The organism is Streptomyces flavusporus, assembly GCF_046267975.1.
Lineage (GTDB): Bacteria > Actinomycetota > Actinomycetes > Streptomycetales > Streptomycetaceae > Streptomyces > Streptomyces flavusporus.
In genome coordinates, this window is the sequence record NZ_CP176503.1 from 8,056,812 (window position 1) to 8,079,069 (window position 22,258).

The 22,258-nt window shown below is 70.6% G+C and carries 20 protein-coding genes; 18 read left to right on the forward strand and 2 right to left on the reverse strand.

Annotated features, from left to right (window positions below; translation table 11 throughout):
- Positions 1 to 27: 27 nt before the first annotated feature.
- From mltG to nusB, 10 genes are all read left to right on the forward strand, one after another.
- On the forward strand, positions 28 to 1,701 hold the full coding sequence (gene mltG, locus ACKTSN_RS38020) for an endolytic transglycosylase MltG (RefSeq protein WP_409473229.1): 1,674 nt from the start codon (positions 28 to 30) through the stop codon (positions 1,699 to 1,701).
- Positions 1,701 to 2,528, forward strand: a complete 828-nt coding sequence (locus ACKTSN_RS38025; protein WP_409473230.1) for a shikimate dehydrogenase — start codon at positions 1,701 to 1,703, stop codon at positions 2,526 to 2,528. The genes mltG and ACKTSN_RS38025 overlap by 1 nt, the downstream gene beginning before the upstream one ends.
- Positions 2,529 to 2,582: 54 nt before the next feature.
- Positions 2,583 to 2,960, forward strand: a complete 378-nt coding sequence (locus ACKTSN_RS38030) for a hypothetical protein (protein WP_409473231.1) — start codon at positions 2,583 to 2,585, stop codon at positions 2,958 to 2,960.
- 184 nt (positions 2,961 to 3,144) lie between these two features.
- The gene (gene aroC / locus ACKTSN_RS38035; RefSeq protein ID WP_409473232.1) at positions 3,145 to 4,329 is read left to right on the forward strand and encodes a chorismate synthase; all 1,185 of its coding nucleotides are present in this window, start codon (positions 3,145 to 3,147) and stop codon (positions 4,327 to 4,329) included.
- Complete coding sequence (locus ACKTSN_RS38040) at positions 4,326 to 4,841, forward strand: shikimate kinase (RefSeq protein ID WP_409473233.1); 516 nt, start codon at positions 4,326 to 4,328, stop codon at positions 4,839 to 4,841. Before aroC ends, ACKTSN_RS38040 begins: the two co-directional genes overlap by 4 nt.
- Positions 4,838 to 5,929, forward strand: coding sequence for a 3-dehydroquinate synthase (aroB, locus tag ACKTSN_RS38045; RefSeq protein ID WP_409473234.1), 1,092 nt, complete (start codon positions 4,838 to 4,840; stop codon positions 5,927 to 5,929). The genes ACKTSN_RS38040 and aroB overlap by 4 nt, the downstream gene beginning before the upstream one ends.
- A 164-nt stretch (positions 5,930 to 6,093) precedes the next feature.
- Positions 6,094 to 6,978, forward strand: a complete 885-nt coding sequence (locus ACKTSN_RS38050) for a Pro-rich N-terminal domain-containing protein (protein ID WP_409473235.1) — start codon at positions 6,094 to 6,096, stop codon at positions 6,976 to 6,978.
- A gap of 283 nt (positions 6,979 to 7,261) precedes the next feature.
- The gene (locus ACKTSN_RS38055; protein WP_409473236.1) at positions 7,262 to 8,374 is read left to right on the forward strand and encodes an aminopeptidase P family protein; all 1,113 of its coding nucleotides are present in this window, start codon (positions 7,262 to 7,264) and stop codon (positions 8,372 to 8,374) included.
- A 47-nt stretch (positions 8,375 to 8,421) separates the two neighbouring features.
- Positions 8,422 to 8,988 carry an elongation factor P gene (gene efp, locus ACKTSN_RS38060; protein WP_409473237.1) on the forward strand — a complete coding sequence of 189 codons (567 nt, stop codon included), beginning with the start codon at positions 8,422 to 8,424 and terminating at the stop codon, positions 8,986 to 8,988.
- 2 nt (positions 8,989 to 8,990) lie between these two features.
- The gene (nusB, locus tag ACKTSN_RS38065) at positions 8,991 to 9,437 is read left to right on the forward strand and encodes a transcription antitermination factor NusB (protein WP_409473238.1); all 447 of its coding nucleotides are present in this window, start codon (positions 8,991 to 8,993) and stop codon (positions 9,435 to 9,437) included.
- Between the two features lie 169 nt (positions 9,438 to 9,606).
- Here nusB and bldD read toward each other — a convergent pair whose 3' ends face one another.
- Both bldD and ACKTSN_RS38075 read right to left on the reverse strand, forming a co-directional pair.
- On the reverse strand, positions 9,607 to 10,107 hold the full coding sequence (bldD, locus tag ACKTSN_RS38070; RefSeq protein ID WP_129796818.1) for a transcriptional regulator BldD: 501 nt from the start codon (positions 10,105 to 10,107) through the stop codon (positions 9,607 to 9,609).
- Between the two features lie 372 nt (positions 10,108 to 10,479).
- Positions 10,480 to 11,703: an IS110 family transposase gene (locus ACKTSN_RS38075; RefSeq protein ID WP_409467819.1), complete on the reverse strand. Its 1,224-nt coding sequence runs from the start codon at positions 11,701 to 11,703 to the stop codon at positions 10,480 to 10,482.
- Positions 11,704 to 12,072: 369 nt separating this feature from the next.
- Between ACKTSN_RS38075 and pyrR the strand changes: the two genes are divergently transcribed.
- The 8 genes from pyrR to pyrF all read left to right on the forward strand — a co-directional run bounded on the left by pyrR (position 12,073) and on the right by pyrF (position 22,015).
- Entirely contained in the window at positions 12,073 to 12,645 is a 573-nt protein-coding gene (gene pyrR / locus ACKTSN_RS38080; RefSeq protein WP_385511381.1) for a bifunctional pyr operon transcriptional regulator/uracil phosphoribosyltransferase PyrR, read from the forward strand.
- Positions 12,646 to 12,735: 90 nt separating this feature from the next.
- Positions 12,736 to 13,713 (forward strand): aspartate carbamoyltransferase catalytic subunit, encoded by a 978-nt coding sequence (locus ACKTSN_RS38085; RefSeq protein ID WP_224733864.1) that lies wholly within the window; start codon positions 12,736 to 12,738, stop codon positions 13,711 to 13,713.
- A 5-nt stretch (positions 13,714 to 13,718) separates the two neighbouring features.
- Positions 13,719 to 15,005: a dihydroorotase gene (locus ACKTSN_RS38090; RefSeq protein WP_409473239.1), complete on the forward strand. Its 1,287-nt coding sequence runs from the start codon at positions 13,719 to 13,721 to the stop codon at positions 15,003 to 15,005.
- On the forward strand, positions 15,002 to 15,571 hold the full coding sequence (locus ACKTSN_RS38095; protein ID WP_409473240.1) for a hypothetical protein: 570 nt from the start codon (positions 15,002 to 15,004) through the stop codon (positions 15,569 to 15,571). Before ACKTSN_RS38090 ends, ACKTSN_RS38095 begins: the two co-directional genes overlap by 4 nt.
- A complete protein-coding gene (carA, locus tag ACKTSN_RS38100) occupies positions 15,568 to 16,710 on the forward strand; it encodes a glutamine-hydrolyzing carbamoyl-phosphate synthase small subunit (protein ID WP_224733861.1) in 1,143 nt (380 codons plus the stop codon). The genes ACKTSN_RS38095 and carA overlap by 4 nt, the downstream gene beginning before the upstream one ends.
- Positions 16,703 to 20,011 (forward strand): carbamoyl-phosphate synthase large subunit, encoded by a 3,309-nt coding sequence (carB, locus tag ACKTSN_RS38105; RefSeq protein ID WP_409473241.1) that lies wholly within the window; start codon positions 16,703 to 16,705, stop codon positions 20,009 to 20,011. Before carA ends, carB begins: the two co-directional genes overlap by 8 nt.
- 55 nt (positions 20,012 to 20,066) lie before the next feature.
- A complete protein-coding gene (locus tag ACKTSN_RS38110) occupies positions 20,067 to 21,173 on the forward strand; it encodes a quinone-dependent dihydroorotate dehydrogenase (RefSeq protein ID WP_409473242.1) in 1,107 nt (368 codons plus the stop codon).
- Positions 21,170 to 22,015 (forward strand): orotidine-5'-phosphate decarboxylase, encoded by an 846-nt coding sequence (gene pyrF, locus ACKTSN_RS38115; RefSeq protein WP_409473243.1) that lies wholly within the window; start codon positions 21,170 to 21,172, stop codon positions 22,013 to 22,015. Before ACKTSN_RS38110 ends, pyrF begins: the two co-directional genes overlap by 4 nt.
- Positions 22,016 to 22,258 lie beyond the last annotated feature (243 nt).

The window sequence follows — 22,258 nt, forward strand, 5'->3', positions numbered from 1 at the left end:
CCACCGCCTCGCGGCTCTAGGGGATCGATGACTGAGTATGGCCGGGGCCAAGGCTCCGAACCGTGGCATCCGGAGGACCCGTTGTACGGGGACGGCGGATGGAGAGGACAGCAGGCCCACGAGGGTCAGCAGTCCCCCTACGACGGCCAGTCGCAGCACTATCCAGAGCAGCCGCAGCACCCGCAGTACGGCGACTGGGGCGACGGCCGGCAGGCCGCATACGGTCAGGCGCAGCAGCAGTACCCCGGTCAGGGGCAGCAGCAGTACTCCGGTCAGGGGCAGCAGTCGTACGACCCGCACCAGCAGTACGACACCGGCGGCTGGGCCACCGGCACGCACCCGCAGGTCCCGTACACCCCGGACCCGGCCGACCCGTACGCCCAGCAGGCGGCCCCCTACGGCGCGCAGCAGCCGGACTTCTACGGCACCCCGGACGCGTACCCGCCGCCGGAGCCGCCCGCCCGGCGGCGCGCCGAACCGGAGCCGAGGATCGACTGGGATCCCGGCCCCGACCAGGGTGAGCACGCCTTCTTCGCGGGCGGGGACGATGACGACGACGGCGACGAGCCGGGTGACCGGCGTGGCCGTGGAGACCGGCGGGGACGGGGCGGCAAGAGCAAGAAGAGCCGCAGCGGATGTGCCTGCCTGGTGGTCGTCCTGGTCTTCGGCGGCGGCCTGGCCGGTGTCTCCTACTTCGGCTACCAGTACTACCAGGATCGTTTCGGCGCCGCCCCGGACTACGCGGGGGACGGCACCGACGAGCAGGTGACCGTCGAAATCCCCAAGGGCGCGAGCGGAGCCGAGATCGGCCGCCGGCTCAAGGACGCGGGCGTCATCAAGAGCGTGGACGCCTTCGTCGCCGCGCAGTCGCAGAACCCCGACGGGGAGCCGATCCAGGCGGGCGCCTATCTGCTGAACAAGCAGATGTCCGCGGCGAGCGCCGTCGAGATGATGCTCGACCCGAAGAGCCAGAACAACGTGGTGGTCCCCCCGGGCCAGCGCAATGTGTGGGTCTACGAAAGGGTCGACGAGAAGCTCGGTCTGGAGTCCGGCACCACCAAGGACGTCGCCGAGAAGAGGTACAAGAGCCTCGGCCTGCCCAGCTGGGCGAACAACAACGGCGACATCAAGGACCCGCTGGAGGGCTTCCTCTACCCGGGCACCTATCCCGCGGCCAAGGGCATGAAGCCCGAGGCGGTGCTGAAGGAGATGGTCACGCGGGCCAACGAGCAGTACAGCCAGTACGACCTCGACGCGAAGGCCAAGGCGCTCGACCTGGAGAATCCGCTGCAGGTCATCACGCTCGCCAGCCTCGTCCAGGCCGAGGGCAAGACGGCGGACGACTTCCGCAAGATGGCCGAGGTCGTCTACAACCGCCTCAAGCCGACCAACACCGAGACGAACCAACTGCTCCAGTTCGACTCGACCTTCAACTACCTCAAGGGCCAGAGCAAGATCGACATCTCCGAGTCGGAGATCAACAGCAACCCGGACCCGTACAACACGTACACCAACAAGGGCCTGCCTCCCGGCCCGATCGGCAACCCGGGCGACGAGGCACTGAAGGCCGCGCTGAACCCGACGGAGGACGGCTGGATGTACTTCGTCGCCACGGACGGCATGAACAAGACCGAGTTCGCCAAGACGATCGAGGAACACCAGAGGTTGGTCGACAAGTTCAACGCGTCGAGGGACGACTGATGCCCGCACCTCGAAGGGCCGCCGTGCTCGGCTCTCCGATCGCCCACTCCCTCTCTCCGGTGCTGCACCGCGCCGCGTACGCGCAACTGGGCCTGGAGGGATGGACATACGACCGCTTCGAGATCGACGAGGCGGCGCTGCCGGGCTTCTTGGGCACGCTCGGTCCCGAGTGGGCCGGGCTGTCGCTGACCATGCCGCTGAAGCGGGCCGTGATCCCGCTGCTCGACGAGATCAGCCCGACCGCGGCCTCGGTCGAGGCGGTCAACACGGTCGTGTTCACCGAGGACGGCCGCCGTGTCGGCGACAACACCGACATCCCCGGCATGGTCGCCGCGCTGCGCGAGCACGGCATAGAGCAGGTCGACTCGGCGGCGATCCTCGGCGCGGGCGCCACCGCCTCCTCCGCGCTGGCCGCGCTCGCCCGGATCTGCACCGGCGAGGTCGTGGTCTACGTCCGCAGCGCCGCCCGCGCCGCCGAGATGCGGCAGTGGGGTGAGCGGCTCGACGTCGAGGTGCGGACGGCGGACTGGGCGGACGCCACCGAGGCGCTGCGCCGCCCGCTGGTGATCGCGACCACCCCGGCCGGTACGACCGACACGCTCGCCGCCGCCGTGCCGGAGCGGCCTGCGACCTTGTTCGACGTGCTCTACGAACCCTGGCCGACCACCCTCGCGGCCCGCTGGTCCGCCTACGGCGGGGCCGTCGTCAGCGGGCTCGACCTGCTGGTGCACCAGGCGGTGCTGCAGGTGGAGCAGATGACCGGCCGCAGCCCGGCGCCCCTGGACGCCATGCGAAAAGCCGGTGAGCACGCCCTCGCCGAACGTTAGGATCCGCTGAGATTCCGCAGGGGGCGGAGCAGCAGCGAGGGGGAGCGCAGTCCCATGTCCACAGGTGTGTCACTGGCGTCCGTGCAGAGCCAGATCTTCGAGGCGGTCCTGGGGTTCCTGCCGGACTGGGTGCAGATCACCGTGCTGTCCCTGGTGGTGCTCGCCGTCGTCGCCTCCTGGGTGGTCAAGCTCAAGCGCAGGATCGCCTACCGGCGCGCGGCACGGGGCGGGCAGCCGGTGCATGCGGCGGCGCAGTACGGGCAGGGGCGCGGCGCCGACCACCTCGGGGCTTACGCCCCGCAGCAGGTGCCGGCGCAAGGCAGTGGCGCCGACCATCTCGGGGCGTACGCCCCCCAGCAGGCGCAGGGCTCCGGTGCCGACCACCTCGGTTCCTACGCACCACAGCAGCGTCCGCAGGACGGTTCGGCCTGATCCACTTCGCTCCCGAGCCGCGGCCGATCGCGTCCGCCTGATGGACCGGCGGATGGGACGACTGCCGGGACGTGGGAGGATCGACAGTGGCGGGCCAGGGCCGCGCACCCCGGTCGCGCCATCGCCGTACGCGAGGACGCGCGTACGCAGGGCAGTACCGGGGCGCGAGCACTGAGGAGCACCGTTGAGCAGGTTGCGCTGGCTGACCGCGGGGGAGTCCCACGGTCCCGCACTCGTCGCGACGCTGGAGGGCCTTCCCGCCGGCGTGCCGATCACCACGGAGATGGTGGCGGACCACCTGGCGCGCCGGCGGCTCGGCTATGGGCGCGGTGCGCGGATGAAGTTCGAGCGGGACGAGGTCACCTTCCTCGGCGGTGTCCGGCACGGTCTCACCCTGGGCTCGCCGGTCGCGATCATGGTCGGCAACACCGAGTGGCCGAAGTGGGAAAAGGTCATGGCGCCCGACCCGGTCGACCCCGAGGTGCTGGCCGGCCTCGCCCGCAACGCGCCGCTTACCCGGCCCCGGCCCGGTCACGCCGACCTCGCGGGCATGCAGAAGTACGGCTTCGACGAGGCACGTCCGGTGCTGGAGCGGGCCTCCGCGCGGGAGACGGCGGCCCGGGTGGCGCTCGGCGCGGTGGCGCGGTCGTACCTGAAGGAGACCGCCGGCATCGAGATCGTCAGCCATGTCGTAGAGCTGGCGGCGGCCAAGGCCCCGTACGGCGTGTACCCGACCCCGGCGGACGTCGAGAAGCTCGACGCGGACCCCGTGCGCTGCCTGGACGCGGACGCGTCGAAGGCGATGGTCGCGGAGATCGACCAGGCCCACAAGGACGGCGACACGCTCGGCGGTGTCGTGGAGGTGCTGGCGTACGGCGTGCCCGTGGGCCTCGGTTCGCACGTGCACTGGGACCGCCGGCTGGACTCCCGGCTGGCCGCCGCTCTGATGGGCATTCAGGCGATCAAGGGCGTCGAGGTCGGCGACGGCTTCGAGCTGGCACGGGTGCCCGGTTCGAAGGCGCACGACGAGATCCTCACCACCGACGAGGGCATCAAGCGGGCCACCGGCCGCTCCGGCGGCACCGAGGGCGGACTGTCGACGGGTGAGCTGCTGCGGGTGCGGGCCGCGATGAAGCCGATCGCGACGGTGCCGAGGGCCCTGCGGACCGTCGACGTCGCCACCGGCGAGGAGGCCGCCGCTCACCACCAGCGCTCCGACGTGTGCGCGGTGCCGGCCGCCGGCATCGTCGCGGAGGCGATGGTCGCGCTGGTGCTGGCCGACGCGGTGGCGGAGAAGTTCGGCGGCGACAGCGTGCCCGAGACCCGCCGCAACGTGCAGTCGTACCTCGACAACCTGGCGATCCGATGAGCGCTCCGCAGATGGTGCTGGTCGGTCCGATGGGCGTGGGCAAGTCCACGGTCGGGCAGTTGCTGGCCGAGCGGCTGGGCGTCGGCTACCGGGACACCGACGATGACATCGTCGCCGAGCAGGGCCGGTCCATCGCCGAGATCTTCGTCGACGAGGGCGAGCCCGCGTTCCGGGCGCTCGAGAAGCAGGCGGTGCACCGGGCGCTGGCCGAGCACGACGGCGTCCTGGCGCTGGGCGGCGGCGCGATCCTCGACGCGGACACGCGCGCGTTGCTCGCCGGGCAGCGGGTCGCCTACCTCTCCATGGACGTCGAGGAAGCGGTCAAGCGGACCGGCCTGAACGCGGCCCGCCCCCTTCTCGCCGTCAACCCGCGCAAGCAGTGGCGCGAGCTGATGGAGGCCCGCCGGCACCTGTACGAGGAGGTCGCCACGGCCGTGGTCACCACTGATGGCCGTACGCCCGAAGAGGTCACCCAAGAGGTCCTGAGCGCCCTGGAGTTGAAGGAAGCATGAGCGAGTCAGTGACGCGGATCCAGGTCGGCGGCACCGCGGGCAGCGAGCCGTACGAGGTCCTGGTCGGCCGTCAGCTGCTCGGTGAGCTCTGCGGGTTGGTCGGCGACAAGGCCAAGCGGGTCGCCGTCATCCACCCCGAGGCGCTGGCCGAGACCGGCGAGGCGCTGCGCGCCGATCTGGCCGAGCAGGGCTACGAGGCGGTCGCCATCCAGGTGCCCAACGCCGAGGAGGCCAAGACCGCCGAGGTCGCCGCCTACTGCTGGAAGGCGCTCGGCCAGTCCGGCTTCACCCGCACGGACGTCGTCGTGGGCGTCGGCGGCGGTGCGACCACCGACCTCGCCGGCTTCGTCGCCGCGACCTGGCTGCGCGGGGTCCGCTGGATCGCGATCCCCACCACCGTCCTGGCCATGGTCGACGCGGCGGTGGGCGGCAAGACCGGCATCAACACCGCCGAGGGCAAGAACCTGGTCGGCGCCTTCCACCCGCCCGTCGGCGTGCTGTGCGACCTGGCGGCGCTGGACTCCCTCCCGGTCAACGACTACGTCTCCGGGCTCGCCGAGATCATCAAGGCCGGCTTCATCGCCGACCCGACGATCCTCGAGCTCATCGAGGCCGACCCGCAGGCCGCCCGCACCCCGGCCGGCCCGCACACCGCCGAGCTCATCGAGCGGTCCATCCGGGTCAAGGCCGAGGTCGTCTCCTCCGACCTGAAGGAATCGGGCCTGCGGGAGATTCTCAACTACGGCCACACCCTCGGTCACGCCATCGAGAAGAACGAGCGCTACAAGTGGCGGCACGGCGCCGCGGTCGCCGTCGGCATGCACTTCGCCGCCGAACTCGGCCGTCTCGCGGGCCGGTTGGACGACGCCACCGCCGACCGGCACCGCACGATCCTCGAATCGGTCGGCCTGCCGGTGCACTACCGCTACGACCAGTGGCCCAAGCTGCTGCAGAACATGAAGGTCGACAAGAAGTCCCGCGGGGACCTGCTGCGCTTCATCGTCCTGGACGGCCTGGCCAAGCCCACCGTTCTGGAAGGACCCGACCCGGCCGTGCTCCTCGCCGCCTACGGCGAAGTGGGCCAGTAAGTCCGCAGAGGTCCCTTCCGCCCGTTCGGCCTCTCCACACCGGGCACTTCGGGCCGTCCCCGGCCGTTCACCAATCGGTGGCCGGGGACGGTACCGTTCGGTAGGGCGCGGGGCCCCGCCTCGCTGCCAGCGTCAATTGCCTGTACGAGACGGAGTGGCACCGGATGCAGCACGCAGTGGGGTCTCCGCTGCCGCCGCCCCACCAGCCGGGGCACGGACCGGCCGCCGGCTGGTCGCCGGCCGCACAACACCCAGGTCCGCACCACCAGGGTTCCGCGCCTGGGCCGCAGGGACCCGTCCCCGTGCCCCCGCCGCCCCCGGCCCCCGGCTTCACCGGCGCCCCCCCGGCCCCGGTCCCGCCCGCCTCGCACCCCATGGCTGCGCAAGCCGCCCCGACGGCGCCCGACACCACCGGCCATGTGCCGCTACCGCCCGGCGGCCCCGTCGCCATGCCCAGCACGCCGCCCGCCGCGACCGCTCCCGACCCCGGCACCACGACACTCGCGGTGCTGCTCATCGGCCCCGCCGGCGCCGGCAAGACCAGCGTGGCCAAGTTCTGGGCGGACCACCGCCGGGTCCCCACGGCCCACATCAGCCTGGACGACGTACGCGAATGGGTTCGCTCGGGCTTCGCGGACCCGCAGTCCGGATGGAACGACCACTCCGAGGCCCAGTACCGCCTCGCCCGCCGCACCTGCGGGTTCGCCGCGCGCAACTTCCTGGCCAACGGCATCTCCTGCATCCTCGACGACGCCGTCTTCCCGGACCGCCCGGTCGTGGGTCTCGGCGGCTGGAAACGGCACGTGGGCCCCGGCCTGCTCCCCGTAGTCCTCCTTCCCGGCCTCGACATAGTCCTGGAACGCAACGCCGAACGCACCGGCAACCGCCGCCTCCCCGACGAGGAAGTCGCCCGCATCCACGGCCGCATGGCGGGCTGGTACGGCTCGGGCCTCCCGATCATCGACAACTCCCAACTCGACGTACCCGGCACGGCCCGCGTCCTGGACGAGGTCCTGGCCCGCTCGATCGCCAGCCCCCCGAAGTGGTAACGAGCCCGGAACGCCCGCGGCTGCCGGGCCCAGGCCACCACCCACCCGCAGCCGCCGACGCACAGGAGTGGGGCGTGGTGGTGCGGCGCAGCCTGCCGCTCAGCTGGCCCCCACCCCGGTCCACTGTGGCAGTGTGTAGAGGGGCGCAACCCGCGGCGGGCTCGCCGCACCACCGCGACCCCGACCCACGACGCAACCGCATGCGGCCCCGCCGAAGACGCAGAAGACGCCCACTCGGCCCTCCCAACCGGCGATCACCGCTCACCCCTCGTACGCTCGGCTCATGTCAGAGGTGTACGCGGCCCGCCGAACCCGGCTACGGGAGCGCTGCAACGCGGCCGGCAGCGCAGCGGCGCTGATCTCCCGTCCCGCCAACGTCCGCTACCTCGCAGGAGCGGCACCCCAGCGTGCCGCCCTGCTGATCGGCAAGCGCGAGGACCTGCTGGTCTGCACCGGTCCCCCGGACGAGAAACCGACGGAAGGCCGCCCCGACGAGGCCCTGCCCGTGCACACCCTGCCCGGCCCCGGCCCCGCCGGCGACCCCGCCGTCGCGGCCGCCGACCTCGCCGCATCCCAGGGCGCCGACTCCCTCGCCGTCGAGGAACACCACCTCACCGTCGCCCGGCACCGCGCCATCCGCTCGGTCGCCCCCCGACTGCGCCTCGCCGATCTCGGCGGCGCGGTCGAGCAGCTCAGGGTCGTCAAGGACGAGGAGGAGATCTCCTGCCTGCGCATCGGCGCCGAAATCGCCGACCAGGCCCTCGGCGAGCTCCTGGAATCCATCCTCGTGGGCCGCACCGAACGCCACCTCGCCCTGGAACTGGAGCGCCGCCTGGTCGACCACGGCGCCGACGGCCCCGCCTTCCCGACCTCCGTCGCCACCGGCCCCAACTCCGGCCGTCGCGGCCACCGCCCCACCGACCGCCGCGTCGAGGAGGGCGATTTCCTCTCGGTGTGTCTGGGCGCGACGTACCGCGGCTACCGCTGCGAGATCGGCCGTACCTTCGTCATCGGCACCTCGCCCGCCGACTGGCAGATCGAGCTGTACGACCTGGTCTTCGCAGCCCAGCGGGCCGGCCGGGAGATGCTGGCGCCCGGCTCCGCCTACCGCGACGTCGACCGCGCCGCACGCCAGGTGCTGGATTCCGCGGGGTACGCGGAGGGCCTCCCGCCCCTCACCGGTCACGGCGTCGGACTGGAAATCGACGAGGACCCTCAGCTTGCCCCCGCGGCCATGGGTAAACTGGACGCTTGCGTGCCGGTCACCGTCGAGCCGGGAGTCCACCTCCCGGGCCGGGGCGGCGTCCGGATCGATGACACGCTCGTCGTCCGCCCCGAGGCGGACGGCGGACCCGAGCTACTCACCATTACGACCAAGGAGCTGCTCGCGTTGTAGGCGCGTGCCCCGGGGTCGTCCACGTCAGTCCAGGAGATTCCGCAACCGTGGCTTCCACGAACGACCTCAAGAACGGCATGGTGCTCAAGCTCGAAGGCGGCCAGCTCTGGTCCGTCGTCGAGTTCCAGCACGTCAAGCCCGGTAAGGGCCCGGCCTTCGTGCGCACCAAGCTCAAGAACGTGCTCTCCGGCAAGGTCGTCGACAAGACCTTCAACGCCGGTGTCAAGGTCGAGACGGCCACCGTCGACAAGCGTGACATGCAGTTCTCCTACATGGACGGCGACTACTTCGTCTTCATGGACATGGAGACCTACGACCAGCTCATGGTCGACCGCAAGGCCGTCGGCGACGCAGCCAACTTCCTCGTCGAGGGCTTCATGGCCACCGTCGCCCAGCACGAGGGCGAGGTGCTCTTCGTCGAGCTCCCGGCCGCCGTCGAGCTGACCATCGCCGAGACCGAGCCCGGCGTCCAGGGCGACCGTTCCACCGGCGGCACCAAGCCCGCGACGCTGGAGACCGGCCACCAGATCCAGGTCCCGCTCTTCATCACCACCGGTGAGAAGATCAAGGTCGACACCCGCACGAGCGACTACCTCGGCCGGGTGAACAGCTAACCGTGGCTGCCCGCAACACGGCCCGCAAGCGCGCCTTCCAGATCCTCTTCGAGGGCGACCAGCGCGGCGCCGACGTCCTGACGGTCCTCGCGGACTGGATCCGGCTCTCCCGGACCGACACCCGGCAGCCGCCGGTGAGCGAGTACACAATGCAGCTGGTCGAGGGCTACGCGGAGCACGCGGCCCGGATCGACGAGCTCATCGCCCAGTACTCGGTCGGCTGGACGCTCGACCGGATGCCGGTCGTGGACCGCAACATCCTGCGCCTGGGCGCGTACGAGCTGATCTGGGTCGACGAGACCCCGGACGCCGTCGTGCTGGACGAGATGGTGCAGTTGGCGAAGGAGTTCTCGACGGACGAGTCCCCCTCGTTCGTCAACGGTCTGCTCGGCCGGCTGAAGGACCTCAAGCCCTCACTGCGTCGCACCGCTGAGGACGCCGAGGACTGAGTCACCTGAACGCCTCAGGGCCGCAGCTCGCACGCTGCGGCCCTGAGGCGTTTTTCGCGCCCTCGGGTGCTCAGAAGGCCCCCGAAGCGCTCAGAACGCCGCCGGGGTGGCCGGAACCATAAAGTTCCGGCCACCCCGGCGGCACGTTTCTGCTGAACCCGCGGAGCGCTCAGCCCTCCTCGTGGGACACCGCACGACGCGCGTCCGCATCCAGTACGCCCCAGCTGATCAGCTGCTCGGTGAGGACCGAGGGCGACTGGTCGTAGATCACGGCGAGTGTGCGCAGGTCGTCCTGGCGGATCGAGAGCACCTTGCCGTTGTAGTCGCCGCGCTGCGACTGGATCGTCGCCGCGTACCGCTGCAGGGGGCCCGCCTTCTCGGCCGGCACCGTGGCCAGCCGCTCCAGGTCCAGGACCAGCTTCGGCGGCGGCTCGGCGGCGCCGCCGGGGGTGGTGCCCGGAAGGAGTTCCTGCACGGGTACGCCGTAGAAGTCCGCCAGCTCGGCAAGGCGCTGCACGGTGACGGCGCGGTCGCCGCGCTCGTACGAACCGACCACGACCGCCTTCCAGCGTCCCTGGGACTTCTCCTCGACACCGTGGAGGGAAAGGCCCTGCTGGGTGCGGATGGCCCGGAGCTTGGCCCCGAGCTGTTTGGCGTATTCGCTGGACATATGGCTCCCCGGACACTGTGTCGACGCGGCCGGCTTGTTTCCATGCCGCGCGGCTGGTAACTCACTGTGAGGTTACGCAGCGTTACTCTCCTGCGTCAAGCCGAATGGTCCGCAGCGACTCCTCCGTGGTATCGGCGGTCGACTGCGCCGAGCGGGTGATCCACGGCCGTCAGGGGGGGTGCCCCTATCTGTTTCGTCAACCCCGGTGGGGTCGGCTTGTAGGGGTTGATCGTGGTTTTCGGGAACGTCCCGCGGATCGGGGTGTTCCCGGCGGATCGGGTGGCTGATGGGCAGCCCGGTGGCCGGCAGGGCCGGATTGGCCGTGCCGGTACGCGGGCGTGATGGGGCCTGGAGGGTAGGGCGGTGGAGTCGTCAGGCGGCGAGGTCGACGTCGCCCGGGGTGCGTGCTTCGTAGAGGGCCCCGGTGCGGATCATCGCGTGGATGACGTTCACGCGCTGGCGGGCCAGGCGGAGGATCGCCTGGGTGTGGGTCTTGCCGCGTGCGCGTTGCCGGTCGTAGTAGATCCGGGAGGACAGGTCGGCTTTGCAGCCGATCGCGGCGAACGCGGCCTGGAACAGGGCGCGTTTGAGGAGCCGGTTGCCGCGGTGGGGTGCGTGCTCGCCGCGGATGGAGGTGCCCGAGGACTTCGTGGCGGGCGCGAGTCCGGCATAGGAGGCGAGGTGCCCGGCGGTGGGGAAGCCGGTGCCGTCACCGATCGCGACGATCACGGCCGCCGTGGTCCTGACGCCCAGGCCGGGCAGGGACGTCAAGAGGTGGAAAAGAGGGAGGGCCTCCAGCAGGGCGGCGATCTCCTGCTCGGCCTGGCGGCGCTGGGTGTGGGCGGCGGCGAGCTGGGCGGCAAGTCCTGGCACGATCAGCGCGCTGGCCTCGGTGCCCGGAACGACCAGGGTCTGCTCGGCGAGCGCGTCGAAGATCTCTGCGGTCAGGTGGTGGGCCTTGCGCGAACCGTGCACCTTGAGCAGGGCCTCGCAGCGGGCCCGGCCCAGTTTCCTCAGTCTCGCCGGGGAGCCGTGGCGCTGAAGGAGGGCCTGGACATAGGGGTAGGCCAGGCGCGGGCCGAGCACACGCTCGAGAGAGGGGTGGATCTGGGAGAGCAGGCCGCGCAGCCGGTTGGTGGCGCGGTTGACCTCGCCGGCCAGGTCGTTGTCGTAGCCGGTGAGCATGGTCAGCTCGGCCAGCACCTCGTCGTCGCGGTCCACCGCGCGCAGTGTGTGCGGCATGGTGCGGGCGGTCTCGGCGATCACGAACGCGTCGCGGGCGTCGGTCTTGGCCTCGCCCGGGTGCAGATCGGCGGCCCGCCGCATCGACAGCCCGGGCAGGTAGGCCACCCGGCAGCCGGCCGCGCGGGCCACCGTCAACGGCAGCGCGCCGATGTTGGCGACCTGGTCCACGATCACCAGAACGGTGCCGAACTTCGCCACCAGCTTGGTGAACAGCTCCAGCAGTCTCGGCTCGGTGTTGGGCAGCCGCTTGTCGTGCACGGTTCTGCCGTCCGCGGTCCGGCCGTGGGCGTGGTGGAACTCCTTGCCCAGGTCCAGGCCGAGGAAGAGATCTATCGCGGTCGTGTCGACCATGTGCGCGTGCCCCTCGCCACTCGTCTCCTCAGCTCCCGGCCGTCCCTGCGGCACCACACGCCGGCAACCACGTTACGCAGACATGCCGCCCGTGAAGCGGCCCGGCATTGCGCCGGACCAGGCGGTCGTCAGGCCCCTCATCAGCGGTCAAGCGGTGCCCCGAAGCCCGGCGGCAACACCCCCCAGGTCATCCGTACGACAGGGGGCACACAGCCATACCGGACCCGGGGGCCAGGCGCCCCATTGCGGGGCCACGAAAAAGGTAACGGGGGTGATCAGGGCGGTCGTCCCGGCCTGCTACCGTGGATGGCGCAATCCCGACGTCCTTTAAGGTCCGTCCCGTGAGGCGGAGAAGGAGGTCCGTTTCGTATGGACACGCAAGCGTCCGATGCGCGGCCCGTGCTCGAAGGGCCCGACATCGCGCGGGTGCTGACCCGCATCGCCCACGAGATCGTCGAGCGCGCCAAGGGCGCCGACGACGTGGTGCTCCTCGGCATTCCCACCCGAGGCGTCTTCCTCGCCCAGCGGCTCGCCGCCAAGCTCGAACAGATCACCGAGCGCAAGGTCCCGTGCGGTTCGCTGGACATCACGATGTACCGCGACGACCTGCGCATGCACCCGCCGCGTGCGCTGGCCCGCACCGACATCCCCGGTGACGGCATCGACGGCAGGCTCGTCGTCCTGGTCGACGACGTCCTCTTCTCCGGCCGCACCATCCGCGCCGCCCTCGACGCACTGAACGACATCGGGCGGCCGCGTGCCGTGCAGCTCGCGGTCCTGGTCGACCGCGGTCACCGTGAACTGCCCATCCGCGCCGACTATGTCGGCAAGAACCTCCCCACGTCGCTGCGGGAGACGGTCAAGGTCCAGCTCGCCGAGGAGGACGGTCGCGACACCGTGCTGCTCGGTGTGAAGCAGACCGCCCAGGGCGCGCAGCACTAGCAAACGGAGGCGTACGCCACCGTCGTACGCCTCCGCGCACTCCTGCCCGCCCGAAATCTCCCGAATGAACTGCCTTACGGAGCCTGAAAGATGCAGCGCCATCTCATCTCGGCCGCCGACCTCACCCGCGACGACGCCGTCCTGATCCTCGACACCGCCGAGGAGATGTCCCGGGTCGCCGACCGGCCGATCAAGAAGCTGCCGACCCTGCGCGGCCGCACCGTCGTGAACCTCTTCTTCGAGGACTCCACCCGCACCCGGATCTCCTTCGAGGCCGCCGAGAAGCGGCTGTCCGCGGACGTCATCAACTTCTCCGCCAAGGGGTCGAGCGTGTCCAAGGGCGAGTCCCTCAAGGACACCGCCCAGACCCTGGAGGCCATGGGCGTCGACGCCGTCGTCATTCGGCACGGCGCCTCCGGAGCCCCGTACCGGCTGGCCAATTCCGGCTGGATCGACGCCGCCGTCATCAACGCCGGCGACGGCACCCACCAGCACCCCACCCAGGCCCTGCTCGACGCCTTCACCATGCGCCGCCGGCTCGTCGGCCGGGACGCCGGGCTCGGTCAGGACCTCGCCGGCCGACGCGTCACCATCGTCGGCGACGTCCTGCACAGCCGGGTCGCCCGCTCCAACGTCGACCTGCTGCACACCCTCGGCGCCGAGGTCACCCTCGTCGCCCCGCCGACCCTGTTGCCGGTCGGCGTCGCTTCCTGGCCCTGCGAGGTCTCCTACGACCTCGACGCCGCGCTGCCCAAGTCCGACGCGGTGATGATGCTGCGCGTGCAGCGCGAGCGCATGCACGCCGCGTACTTCCCGACCGAGCGAGAGTACTCGCGGCGCTACGGCCTCGACGGCGACCGCATGGCGCGGATGCCCGAGCACGCCATCGTGATGCACCCCGGACCGATGGTCCGCGGCATGGAGATCACGGCCGAGGTCGCCGACTCCGGGCGCTGCACCGCCGTCGAGCAGGTCGCCAACGGAGTCTCCATCCGGATGGCCGTTCTGTACCTGTTGCTCGGCGGCAACGAACCCGCCGTCACCAACACCCGTACCGAGGAGAAGTAAGAGACATGAGCAAGATCCTTATCCGTGGTGCGAAGGTGCTCGGCGGCGAGCCGCAGGACGTCCTCATCGACGGCGACACCATCGCCGGGGTGGGCACCGGTCTGAGCGCCGACGGCGCCGAAGTCGTACAGGCCGACGGCAAGGTGCTGCTCCCCGGCCTCGTCGACCTGCACACCCATCTGCGCGAGCCCGGCCGCGAGGACTCCGAGACCGTGCTGACGGGTACGCGGGCGGCTGCGAGTGGCGGTTACACCGCTGTGTTCGCCATGGCCAACACCTTCCCGGTGGCCGACACCGCCGGTGTCGTCGAGCAGGTCTGGCGGCTCGGACAGCAGCACGGCTACTGCGACGTCCAGCCGATCGGGGCCGTCACCGTCGGTCTGGAGGGCAGCAAGCTCGCCGAACTGGGCGCCATGCACGAGTCCGCGGCCGGTGTCACCGTCTTCTCCGACGACGGCAAGTGTGTGCACGACGCCGTGATCATGCGCCGGGCGCTGGAGTACGTAAAGGCCTTCGGCGGCGTCGTCGCCCAGCACGCGCAGGAGCCGCGGCTGACCGAGGGCGCCGAGATGAACGAGGGCGTGGTCTCCGCGGAGCTGGGGCTGGGCGGATGGCCGGCCGTCGCCGAGGAGTCGATCATCGCCCGCGACGTGCTGCTCGCGGACCACGTCGGCTCGCGCGTCCACATCTGCCACCTGTCGACGGCAGGCTCGGTCGAGATCGTCCGCTGGGCCAAGTCCCGCGGCATCGACGTGACCGCCGAGGTGACCCCGCACCACCTGCTCCTCACCGACGAGCTGGTCCGGACGTACAACCCGATCTACAAGGTGAACCCGCCGCTGCGCACCGAGCGCGATGTGCTGGCGCTGCGCGAGGCGCTCGCCGACGGCACGATCGACATCGTCGCCACCGACCACGCCCCGCACCCGCACGAGGACAAGGACTGCGAGTGGGCCGCCGCCGCCATGGGGATGGTCGGCCTGGAGACCGCATTGTCAGTGGTCCAGGAGACGATGGTCGACACCGGGCTGCTCACCTGGGCCGGCGTCGCGGACCGTATGTCCTTCACGCCGGCACGGATCGGGCAGGCCACGGGCCACGGACGTCCCGTCTCGGCAGGTGAGCCCGCCAACCTCACCCTCGTCGACACGGCATACCGTGGGTTGGTGGACCCCGCGGGCTTCGCCTCGCGCAGCCGCAACACCCCCTACGAGGGGCGTGAGCTGCCGGGCCGTGTCACGCACACGTGGCTCCGGGGCAAGGCCACGCTCGTCGACGGGAAGCTCACGTGACACCTGTAATCCTGCTGGCCGCCGAGAAGGAATCGGCGGAAGTGACCGACTGGGCCGCCCGCGTCGGCTGGGTGGTGGGCCTCGCCCTGTTCGTCGCGCTGGTCTACTGGCTGATGCGCGAGGGCTGGAAGTGGCGCGGCACCCTCCAGGGCGACCTGCCGGAGCTCCCCACCGCGCCGGACGACCCCGGCCCGGCCAAACTGAGCCTCAGCGGCCGCTACCACGGCTCCACCACCGCCGGTCAGTGGCTGGACCGCGTCGTGGCGCACGGCCTGGGCACCCGCAGCCGGGTCGAGCTCACGCTGACCGACGCGGGACTGGACGTCGTACGCCCCGGGGCCACCGACTTCTTCGTCCCCGTGGAGGCCCTGCGCGAAGCACGGCTCGACAAGGGCATCGCAGGCAAGGTCCTCACCGAGGGCGGTCTGCTGGTGGTGACCTGGGCGCACGGCGACCGGCTGATCGACTCCGGCTTCCGCTCCGACCACGCGGCCGAGCACAACGAGTGGGTCGACGTCATTAACTCCATGATCAAAGCAACCACCACGGAAGGCGCCGAACGATGACGACCTCCACCAGGGGAACCGCGAAGGTTCCTGCCGTACTCGTCCTGGAGGACGGCCGGATCTTCCGCGGCCGTGCCTATGGGGCCGTGGGGGTGACCTTCGGCGAGGCCGTGTTCTCCACCGGCATGACCGGCTACCAGGAGACGCTGACCGACCCGTCGTACCACCGTCAGGTCGTCGTGATGACCGCCCCGCACGTCGGCAACACCGGCGTCAACGACGAGGACCCGGAGTCGAAGCGGATCTGGGTCTCCGGTTATGTCGTACGGGACCCCGCGCGCGTGCCGTCCAACTGGCGCTCCAGGCGGTCCCTGGACGAGGAACTGCGCGACCAGGGTGTCGTCGGCATCTCCGGCATCGACACGCGCGCGCTGACCCGGCACCTGCGTGAGCGCGGCGCCATGCGCGTCGGCATCTTCTCCGGCAACGCGCTGCCCGACGAGGGCACCATGCTCGCCGAAGTGCGCCAGGCCCCCGAGATGAAGGGCGCGAACCTCTCCGCCGAGGTCGCCACCACCGAGCCGTACGTCGTCCCGGCCATCGGGGAGAAGCGATTCACCGTCGCCGCCGTCGACCTCGGCATCAAGGGCATGACCCCGCACCGGATGGCCGAGCGCGGCATCGAGGTGCACGTGCTGCCCGCCACGGCGACCGCCGACGACGTGTACGCCGTCAACCCCGACGGCGTGTTCTTCTCCAACGGTCCGGGCGACCCGGCCACCGCCGACCACCCGGTCTCCGTGATGCAGGCGGTCCTGGAGCGCGGCACCCCGCTGTTCGGCATCTGCTTCGGCAACCAGATCCTGGGCCGCGCGCTCGGCTTCGGCACCTACAAGCTGAAGTACGGCCACCGCGGCATCAACCAGCCGGTGCAGGACCGGACGACCGGCAAGGTCGAGGTCACCGCGCACAACCACGGTTTCGCCGTCGACGCCCCGCTCGACAAGGTCTCTGACACCCCCTACGGCCGCGCCGAGGTCTCCCACGTCTGCCTCAACGACAACGTGGTGGAAGGTCTCCAGCTGCTCGACCGGCCGGCCTTCAGCGTCCAGTACCACCCCGAAGCGGCAGCCGGCCCGCACGACGCCGCCTATCTGTTCGACCGCTTCGTTTCCCTGATGGAGGGCCAGCGTGCCTAAGCGCACCGATATCCAGTCCGTCCTGGTCATCGGCTCCGGCCCGATCGTCATCGGCCAGGCCGCCGAGTTCGACTACTCCGGCACCCAGGCGTGCCGCGTCCTGAAGTCCGAGGGCCTCAGGGTCATCCTCGTCAACTCCAACCCGGCGACGATCATGACCGACCCGGAGATCGCCGACGCCACCTACGTCGAGCCGATCACCCCGGAGTTCGTCGAGAAGATCATCGCCAAGGAGCGGCCCGACACGCTGCTGCCCACCCTGGGCGGCCAGACGGCGCTCAACACCGCCATCTCGCTGCACGAGAACGGCGTCCTGGAGAAGTACGGCGTCGAGCTGATCGGCGCCAACGTGGAGGCGATCCACAAGGGCGAGGACCGCGACCAGTTCAAGGAGGTCGTGGAGGAGGTCCGCAAGAAGATCGGGCACGGCGAGTCCGCCCGCTCGGTCATCTGCCACTCCATGGACGAGGTGCTCGCCGGCGTCGAGCAGCTCGGCGGCTACCCGGTCGTCGTCCGCCCGTCCTTCACCATGGGCGGCGCCGGCTCCGGCTTCGCGCACGACGAGGAGGAACTGCGCCGCATCGCCGGTCAGGGCCTCACGCTCTCGCCCACCACCGAGGTGCTCCTGGAGGAGTCCATCCTCGGCTGGAAGGAGTACGAGCTGGAGCTCATGCGCGACAAGCACGACAACGTCGTGGTCGTCTGCTCCATCGAGAACTTCGACCCGATGGGTGTGCACACCGGCGACTCGATCACCGTCGCGCCGGCGATGACGCTCACCGACCGCGAGTACCAGATGCTGCGTGACATCGGCATCGCCGTCATCCGCGAGGTCGGCGTCGACACCGGCGGCTGCAACATCCAGTTCGCGGTGAACCCGGACGACGGCCGCGTCATCGTCATCGAGATGAACCCGCGCGTGTCGCGGTCGTCGGCGCTCGCCTCCAAGGCGACCGGTTTCCCGATCGCCAAGATCGCCGCGAAGCTTGCCGTGGGGTACACCCTCGACGAGATCCCGAACGACATCACGCAGGAGACCCCGGCCTCTTTCGAGCCGACCCTCGACTACGTGGTCGTCAAGGCACCGCGGTTCGCCTTCGAGAAGTTCCCCAGCGCCGACTCCACGCTGACGACCACCATGAAGTCGGTCGGCGAGGCGATGGCCATCGGCCGGAACTTCACCGAGGCGTTCCAGAAGGCGCTGCGCTCGCTCGAGAAGAAGGGCAGCCAGTTCACGTTCGTGGGCGACCCAGGGGACAAGGACGAACTGCTGCGCGCGGCGGTCCGGCCCACCGACGGCCGGATCAACACGGTCATGCAGGCCATCCGCGCCGGTGCCACGCCGGAGGAGGTCTTCGCGGCGACGAAGATCGACCCGTGGTTCGTCGACCAGCTGTTCCTGGTCAAGGAGATCGCGGACGAGCTGGCCGAGGCGCCGGAGCTGACCCCCGACCTGCTGGCCGAGGCCAAGCGGCACGGCTTCTCCGACCAGCAGATCGGCGAGATCCGCGGTCTGCGCGAGGACGTCGTGCGCGAGGTGCGGCACGCACTCGGCATCCGTCCCGTCTACAAGACGGTCGACACCTGCGCCGCCGAGTTCGCGGCCCGCACGCCGTACTTCTACTCCTCGTACGACGAGGAGACCGAGGTCGCGCCGCGCGAGAAGCCCGCAGTCATCATCCTGGGCTCGGGTCCCAACCGGATCGGCCAGGGCATCGAGTTCGACTACTCCTGCGTCCACGCCTCCTTCGCGCTGTCCGACGCCGGGTACGAGACCGTGATGGTCAACTGCAACCCGGAGACGGTCTCCACCGACTACGACACCTCCGACCGTCTCTACTTCGAGCCGCTCACCCTCGAGGACGTGCTGGAGATCGTCCACGCCGAGCAGCAGGCGGGCCCGATCGCCGGTGTCGTGGTCCAGCTGGGCGGCCAGACCCCGCTGGGCCTGGCGCAGGCGCTGAAGGACAACGGCGTGCCGGTCGTCGGCACCCCGCCGGAGGCCATCCACGCTGCCGAGGACCGCGGCGCCTTCGGGCAGGTCCTCAAGGAAGCCGGCCTCCCGGCCCCCAAGCACGGCACCGCCACCACCTTCGTCGAGGCCAAGGCCATCGCCGACGAGATCGGCTACCCCGTCCTCGTCCGGCCTTCGTACGTCCTCGGCGGGCGCGGCATGGAGATCGTGTACGACGAGGCCCGGCTGTCGGCGTACATCGCCGAGTCCACCGAGATCAGCCCCTCCCGGCCGGTCCTGGTCGACCGGTTCCTCGACGACGCGATCGAGATCGACGTCGACGCGCTGTACGACGGCGAGGAGCTGTACCTCGGCGGTGTCATGGAGCACATCGAGGAGGCCGGCATCCACTCCGGCGACTCGGCCTGCGCCCTGCCCCCCATCACCCTCGGCGGCTTCGACATCAAGCGCCTGCGCGCCTCGACCGAGGCGATCGCCAAGGGCGTCGGTGTCCGCGGCCTGATCAACATCCAGTTCGCGATGGCCGGGGACATCCTCTACGTCCTCGAGGCCAACCCGCGTGCCTCGCGCACCGTCCCCTTCACCTCGAAGGCCACCGCGGTGCCGCTGGCCAAGGCCGCCGCCCGGATCTCGCTGGGCGCGACCATCGCCGAGCTGCGCTCGGAAGGCCTGCTGCCCGCGCGGGGTGACGGCGGCGAGCTGCCGCTGGACGCGCCGATCTCGGTCAAGGAGGCCGTGATGCCCTGGACCCGCTTCCGGGACACCTCCGGACGCGGCGTCGACACCGTCCTCGGCCCCGAGATGCGGTCCACCGGCGAGGTCATGGGCATCGACTCCGTCTTCGGCACGGCGTACGCCAAGTCGCAGGCCGGCGCCTACGGCCCGCTGCCCACCAAGGGCCGCGCCTTCATCTCGGTCGCCAACCGCGACAAGCGGTCGATGATCTTCCCGGCGCGTGAACTGGTCGCCCACGGCTTCGAGTTGCTCGCCACGTCCGGCACGGCCGAGGTCCTCAAGCGCAACGGCATCCACGCCACCATCGTGCGCAAGCAGTCCGAGGGCACCGGCCCGAACGGCGAGCGGACCATCGTCCAGCTCATCCACGACGGCGAGGTCGACCTCATCGTCAACACCCCGTACGGCACCGGCGGCCGCCTCGACGGCTACGACATCCGTACGGCGGCCGTGGCACGTTCGGTGCCGTGCCTGACGACGGTTCAGGCGCTCGCCGCCGCCGTCCAGGGCATCGATGCCCTCAACCACGGTGATGTGGGCGTCCGTTCGCTCCAGGAACACGCGGAACTCCTGACCGCGGCCCGCGACTAGCAGCCCGAGGGGGACACCGGAAACGGTGTCCCCCTCTTCGTGAGGACACTGAGTGATGTACAAGCTGTTCTTCCGTCTGGTCTTCCGACGGATGGATCCCGAGCAGGCCCACCACCTTGCCTTCCGGTGGATCCGCCTCGCCGTCCGCATCCCCGTGCTGCGGACCTTCGTCGCGGCCGTGCTGGCGCCCCGCTACAAGGAGCTGCGCACGGAAGCCCTCGGCCTGCGCATGCACGGCCCCTTCGGGCTCGCGGCCGGCTTCGACAAGAACGCCGTCGCGATCGACGGCATGGCGATGCTCGGCTTCGACCATGTCGAGATCGGCACGGTGACGGGGGAGCCGCAGCCCGGCAATCCCAGGAAGCGGCTGTTCCGGCTGGTGCCGGACCGCGCCCTGATCAACCGCATGGGCTTCAACAACGACGGCTCCCTGACCGTCGCCGCCCGCCTCGCCTCGCGCACGCCGGTCTTCAGGACGGTCGTGGGCGTCAACATCGGCAAGACCAAGGTCGTCCCGGAGGCCGAGGCCGTCGGGGACTACGTGAAGTCCGCCGAACGACTCGCGCCGTACGCCGACTACCTGGTCGTGAACGTCTCCTCGCCGAACACGCCCGGGCTGCGCAACCTCCAGGCCGTGGACCACCTGCGCCCGCTGCTCAGCGCGGTCCGCGAGGCCGCCGACCGCCGCGTGACCGACCGCCGCGTTCCGTTGCTGGTGAAGATCGCGCCCGACCTGGCGGACGAGGACATCGACGCCGTCGCCGACCTCGCCGTCGAGCTCGGCCTCGACGGGATCATCGCCACGAACACCACCATCGCGCGCGACGAACTCGGTTTGAAATCCGAACCCTCCCTGGTCAAGGAGATCGGCGGCCTCTCCGGCGCCCCCCTGAAGGCCCGCTCCCTTCAGGTGCTGCGCCGTCTGTACGCGCGCGTGGGCGACCGCATCACGCTCGTCGGCGTGGGCGGCATCGAGAGCGCCGAGGACGCCTGGCAGCGCATCCTGGCCGGCGCGACGCTGGTACAGGGATACAGCGCCTTCATCTACGCGGGCCCCTTCTGGGCCCGCGCCATCCACAAGGGCCTCGCCGCCCGCCTCCGTACGAGCCCGTACGCCACCCTCGCCGACGCGGTCGGCGCCGACGTAAGGAAGACTGGATGACTCCTCTCGAACCCTTCGGAGCCCGGCTGCGCCGCGCCATGGACGAGCGGGGCCCGCTGTGCGTCGGCATCGACCCGCACGCGTCCCTGCTCACCGAGTGGGGCCTCAATGACGACATCGCCGGGCTGGAGCGGTTCAGCCGCACGGTCGTCGAGGCCATGGCCGACCGGGTCGCCGTCCTCAAGCCGCAGAGCGCGTTCTTCGAGCGCTTCGGATCGCGCGGCGTGGCCGTCCTGGAGAAGGCGGTCGAGGAGGCGCGGGCGGCCGGTGCGCTGGTCGTCATGGACGCCAAGCGCGGCGACATCGGCTCCACCATGGCCGCGTACGCCGAGTCCTTCCTGCACAAGGACGCCCCGCTGTTCTCGGACGCGCTGACCGTCTCTCCGTACCTCGGCTACGGGTCGCTCGAGCCGGCCGTCGAGCTGGCGCGCGAGAACGGTACGGGGCTGTTCGTGCTGGCGCTGACCTCCAACCCCGAGGGTGGCGAGGTCCAGCACGCCGTCCGCGCCGACGGCCGCACGGTCGGCGCGACGATGCTGGCACACCTGGCTGCCGAGAACGCAGGGGACGAGCCCCTGGGCTCCTTCGGCGCGGTTGTCGGTGTTACCCTGGGCGACCTCTCGTCGTACGACCTCGACATCAACGGTCCGCTGCTCGCCCCGGGCATCGGGGCTCAGGGCGCCACTCCGGCCGACCTTCCCCGGGTCTTCGGGGCCGCGGTGCGCAACGTCGTGCCCAACGTCAGCCGGGGTGTGCTGCGGCACGGACCCGACATCGGGGCGCTGCGTGCGGCCGCGGACCGCTTCGCGGAGGAGATCCGGGCCGCGGTGACGGCGGCCTGAGCCCTCCGACCAGTGTCTCCGAGCGGTCTGAGGCTGGATACATCCTCAAATCCAGGGCAGTATGTCTGAAATATCCTGTCCTGACAGAGGCTGACCAGGACTTTTCCGCTGTTCTCGCTGACTCCGGCGGACTTGACCGCTAGTCTCCGACGAGAGTGAACGGGCAAGCGTGTTGCTCGTGGCTCCCCAGGTGTGGGGCGACTAGGTTCCTCACCGGTCCGTATCCGACAGTTCGACATCCGA

Coding starts and splice junctions, on each gene's coding strand:
- ACKTSN_RS38090 (WP_409473239.1), top strand. CDS start 13,719: ATGAGCAAGATCCTTATCCGTGGTGCGAAGGTGCTCGGCGGCGAGCCG.
- pyrR (WP_385511381.1), top strand. CDS start 12,073: ATGGACACGCAAGCGTCCGATGCGCGGCCCGTGCTCGAAGGGCCCGAC.
- ACKTSN_RS38055 (WP_409473236.1), top strand. CDS start 7,262: ATGTCAGAGGTGTACGCGGCCCGCCGAACCCGGCTACGGGAGCGCTGC.
- aroB (WP_409473234.1), top strand. CDS start 4,838: ATGAGCGAGTCAGTGACGCGGATCCAGGTCGGCGGCACCGCGGGCAGC.
- ACKTSN_RS38110 (WP_409473242.1), top strand. CDS start 20,067: ATGTACAAGCTGTTCTTCCGTCTGGTCTTCCGACGGATGGATCCCGAG.
- carA (WP_224733861.1), top strand. CDS start 15,568: ATGACGACCTCCACCAGGGGAACCGCGAAGGTTCCTGCCGTACTCGTC.
- pyrF (WP_409473243.1), top strand. CDS start 21,170: ATGACTCCTCTCGAACCCTTCGGAGCCCGGCTGCGCCGCGCCATGGAC.
- ACKTSN_RS38030 (WP_409473231.1), top strand. CDS start 2,583: ATGTCCACAGGTGTGTCACTGGCGTCCGTGCAGAGCCAGATCTTCGAG.
- ACKTSN_RS38050 (WP_409473235.1), top strand. CDS start 6,094: ATGCAGCACGCAGTGGGGTCTCCGCTGCCGCCGCCCCACCAGCCGGGG.
- bldD (WP_129796818.1), bottom strand. CDS start 10,107: ATGTCCAGCGAATACGCCAAACAGCTCGGGGCCAAGCTCCGGGCCATC.
- mltG (WP_409473229.1), top strand. CDS start 28: ATGACTGAGTATGGCCGGGGCCAAGGCTCCGAACCGTGGCATCCGGAG.
- ACKTSN_RS38040 (WP_409473233.1), top strand. CDS start 4,326: ATGAGCGCTCCGCAGATGGTGCTGGTCGGTCCGATGGGCGTGGGCAAG.
- ACKTSN_RS38075 (WP_409467819.1), bottom strand. CDS start 11,703: ATGGTCGACACGACCGCGATAGATCTCTTCCTCGGCCTGGACCTGGGC.
- ACKTSN_RS38025 (WP_409473230.1), top strand. CDS start 1,701: ATGCCCGCACCTCGAAGGGCCGCCGTGCTCGGCTCTCCGATCGCCCAC.
- ACKTSN_RS38085 (WP_224733864.1), top strand. CDS start 12,736: ATGCAGCGCCATCTCATCTCGGCCGCCGACCTCACCCGCGACGACGCC.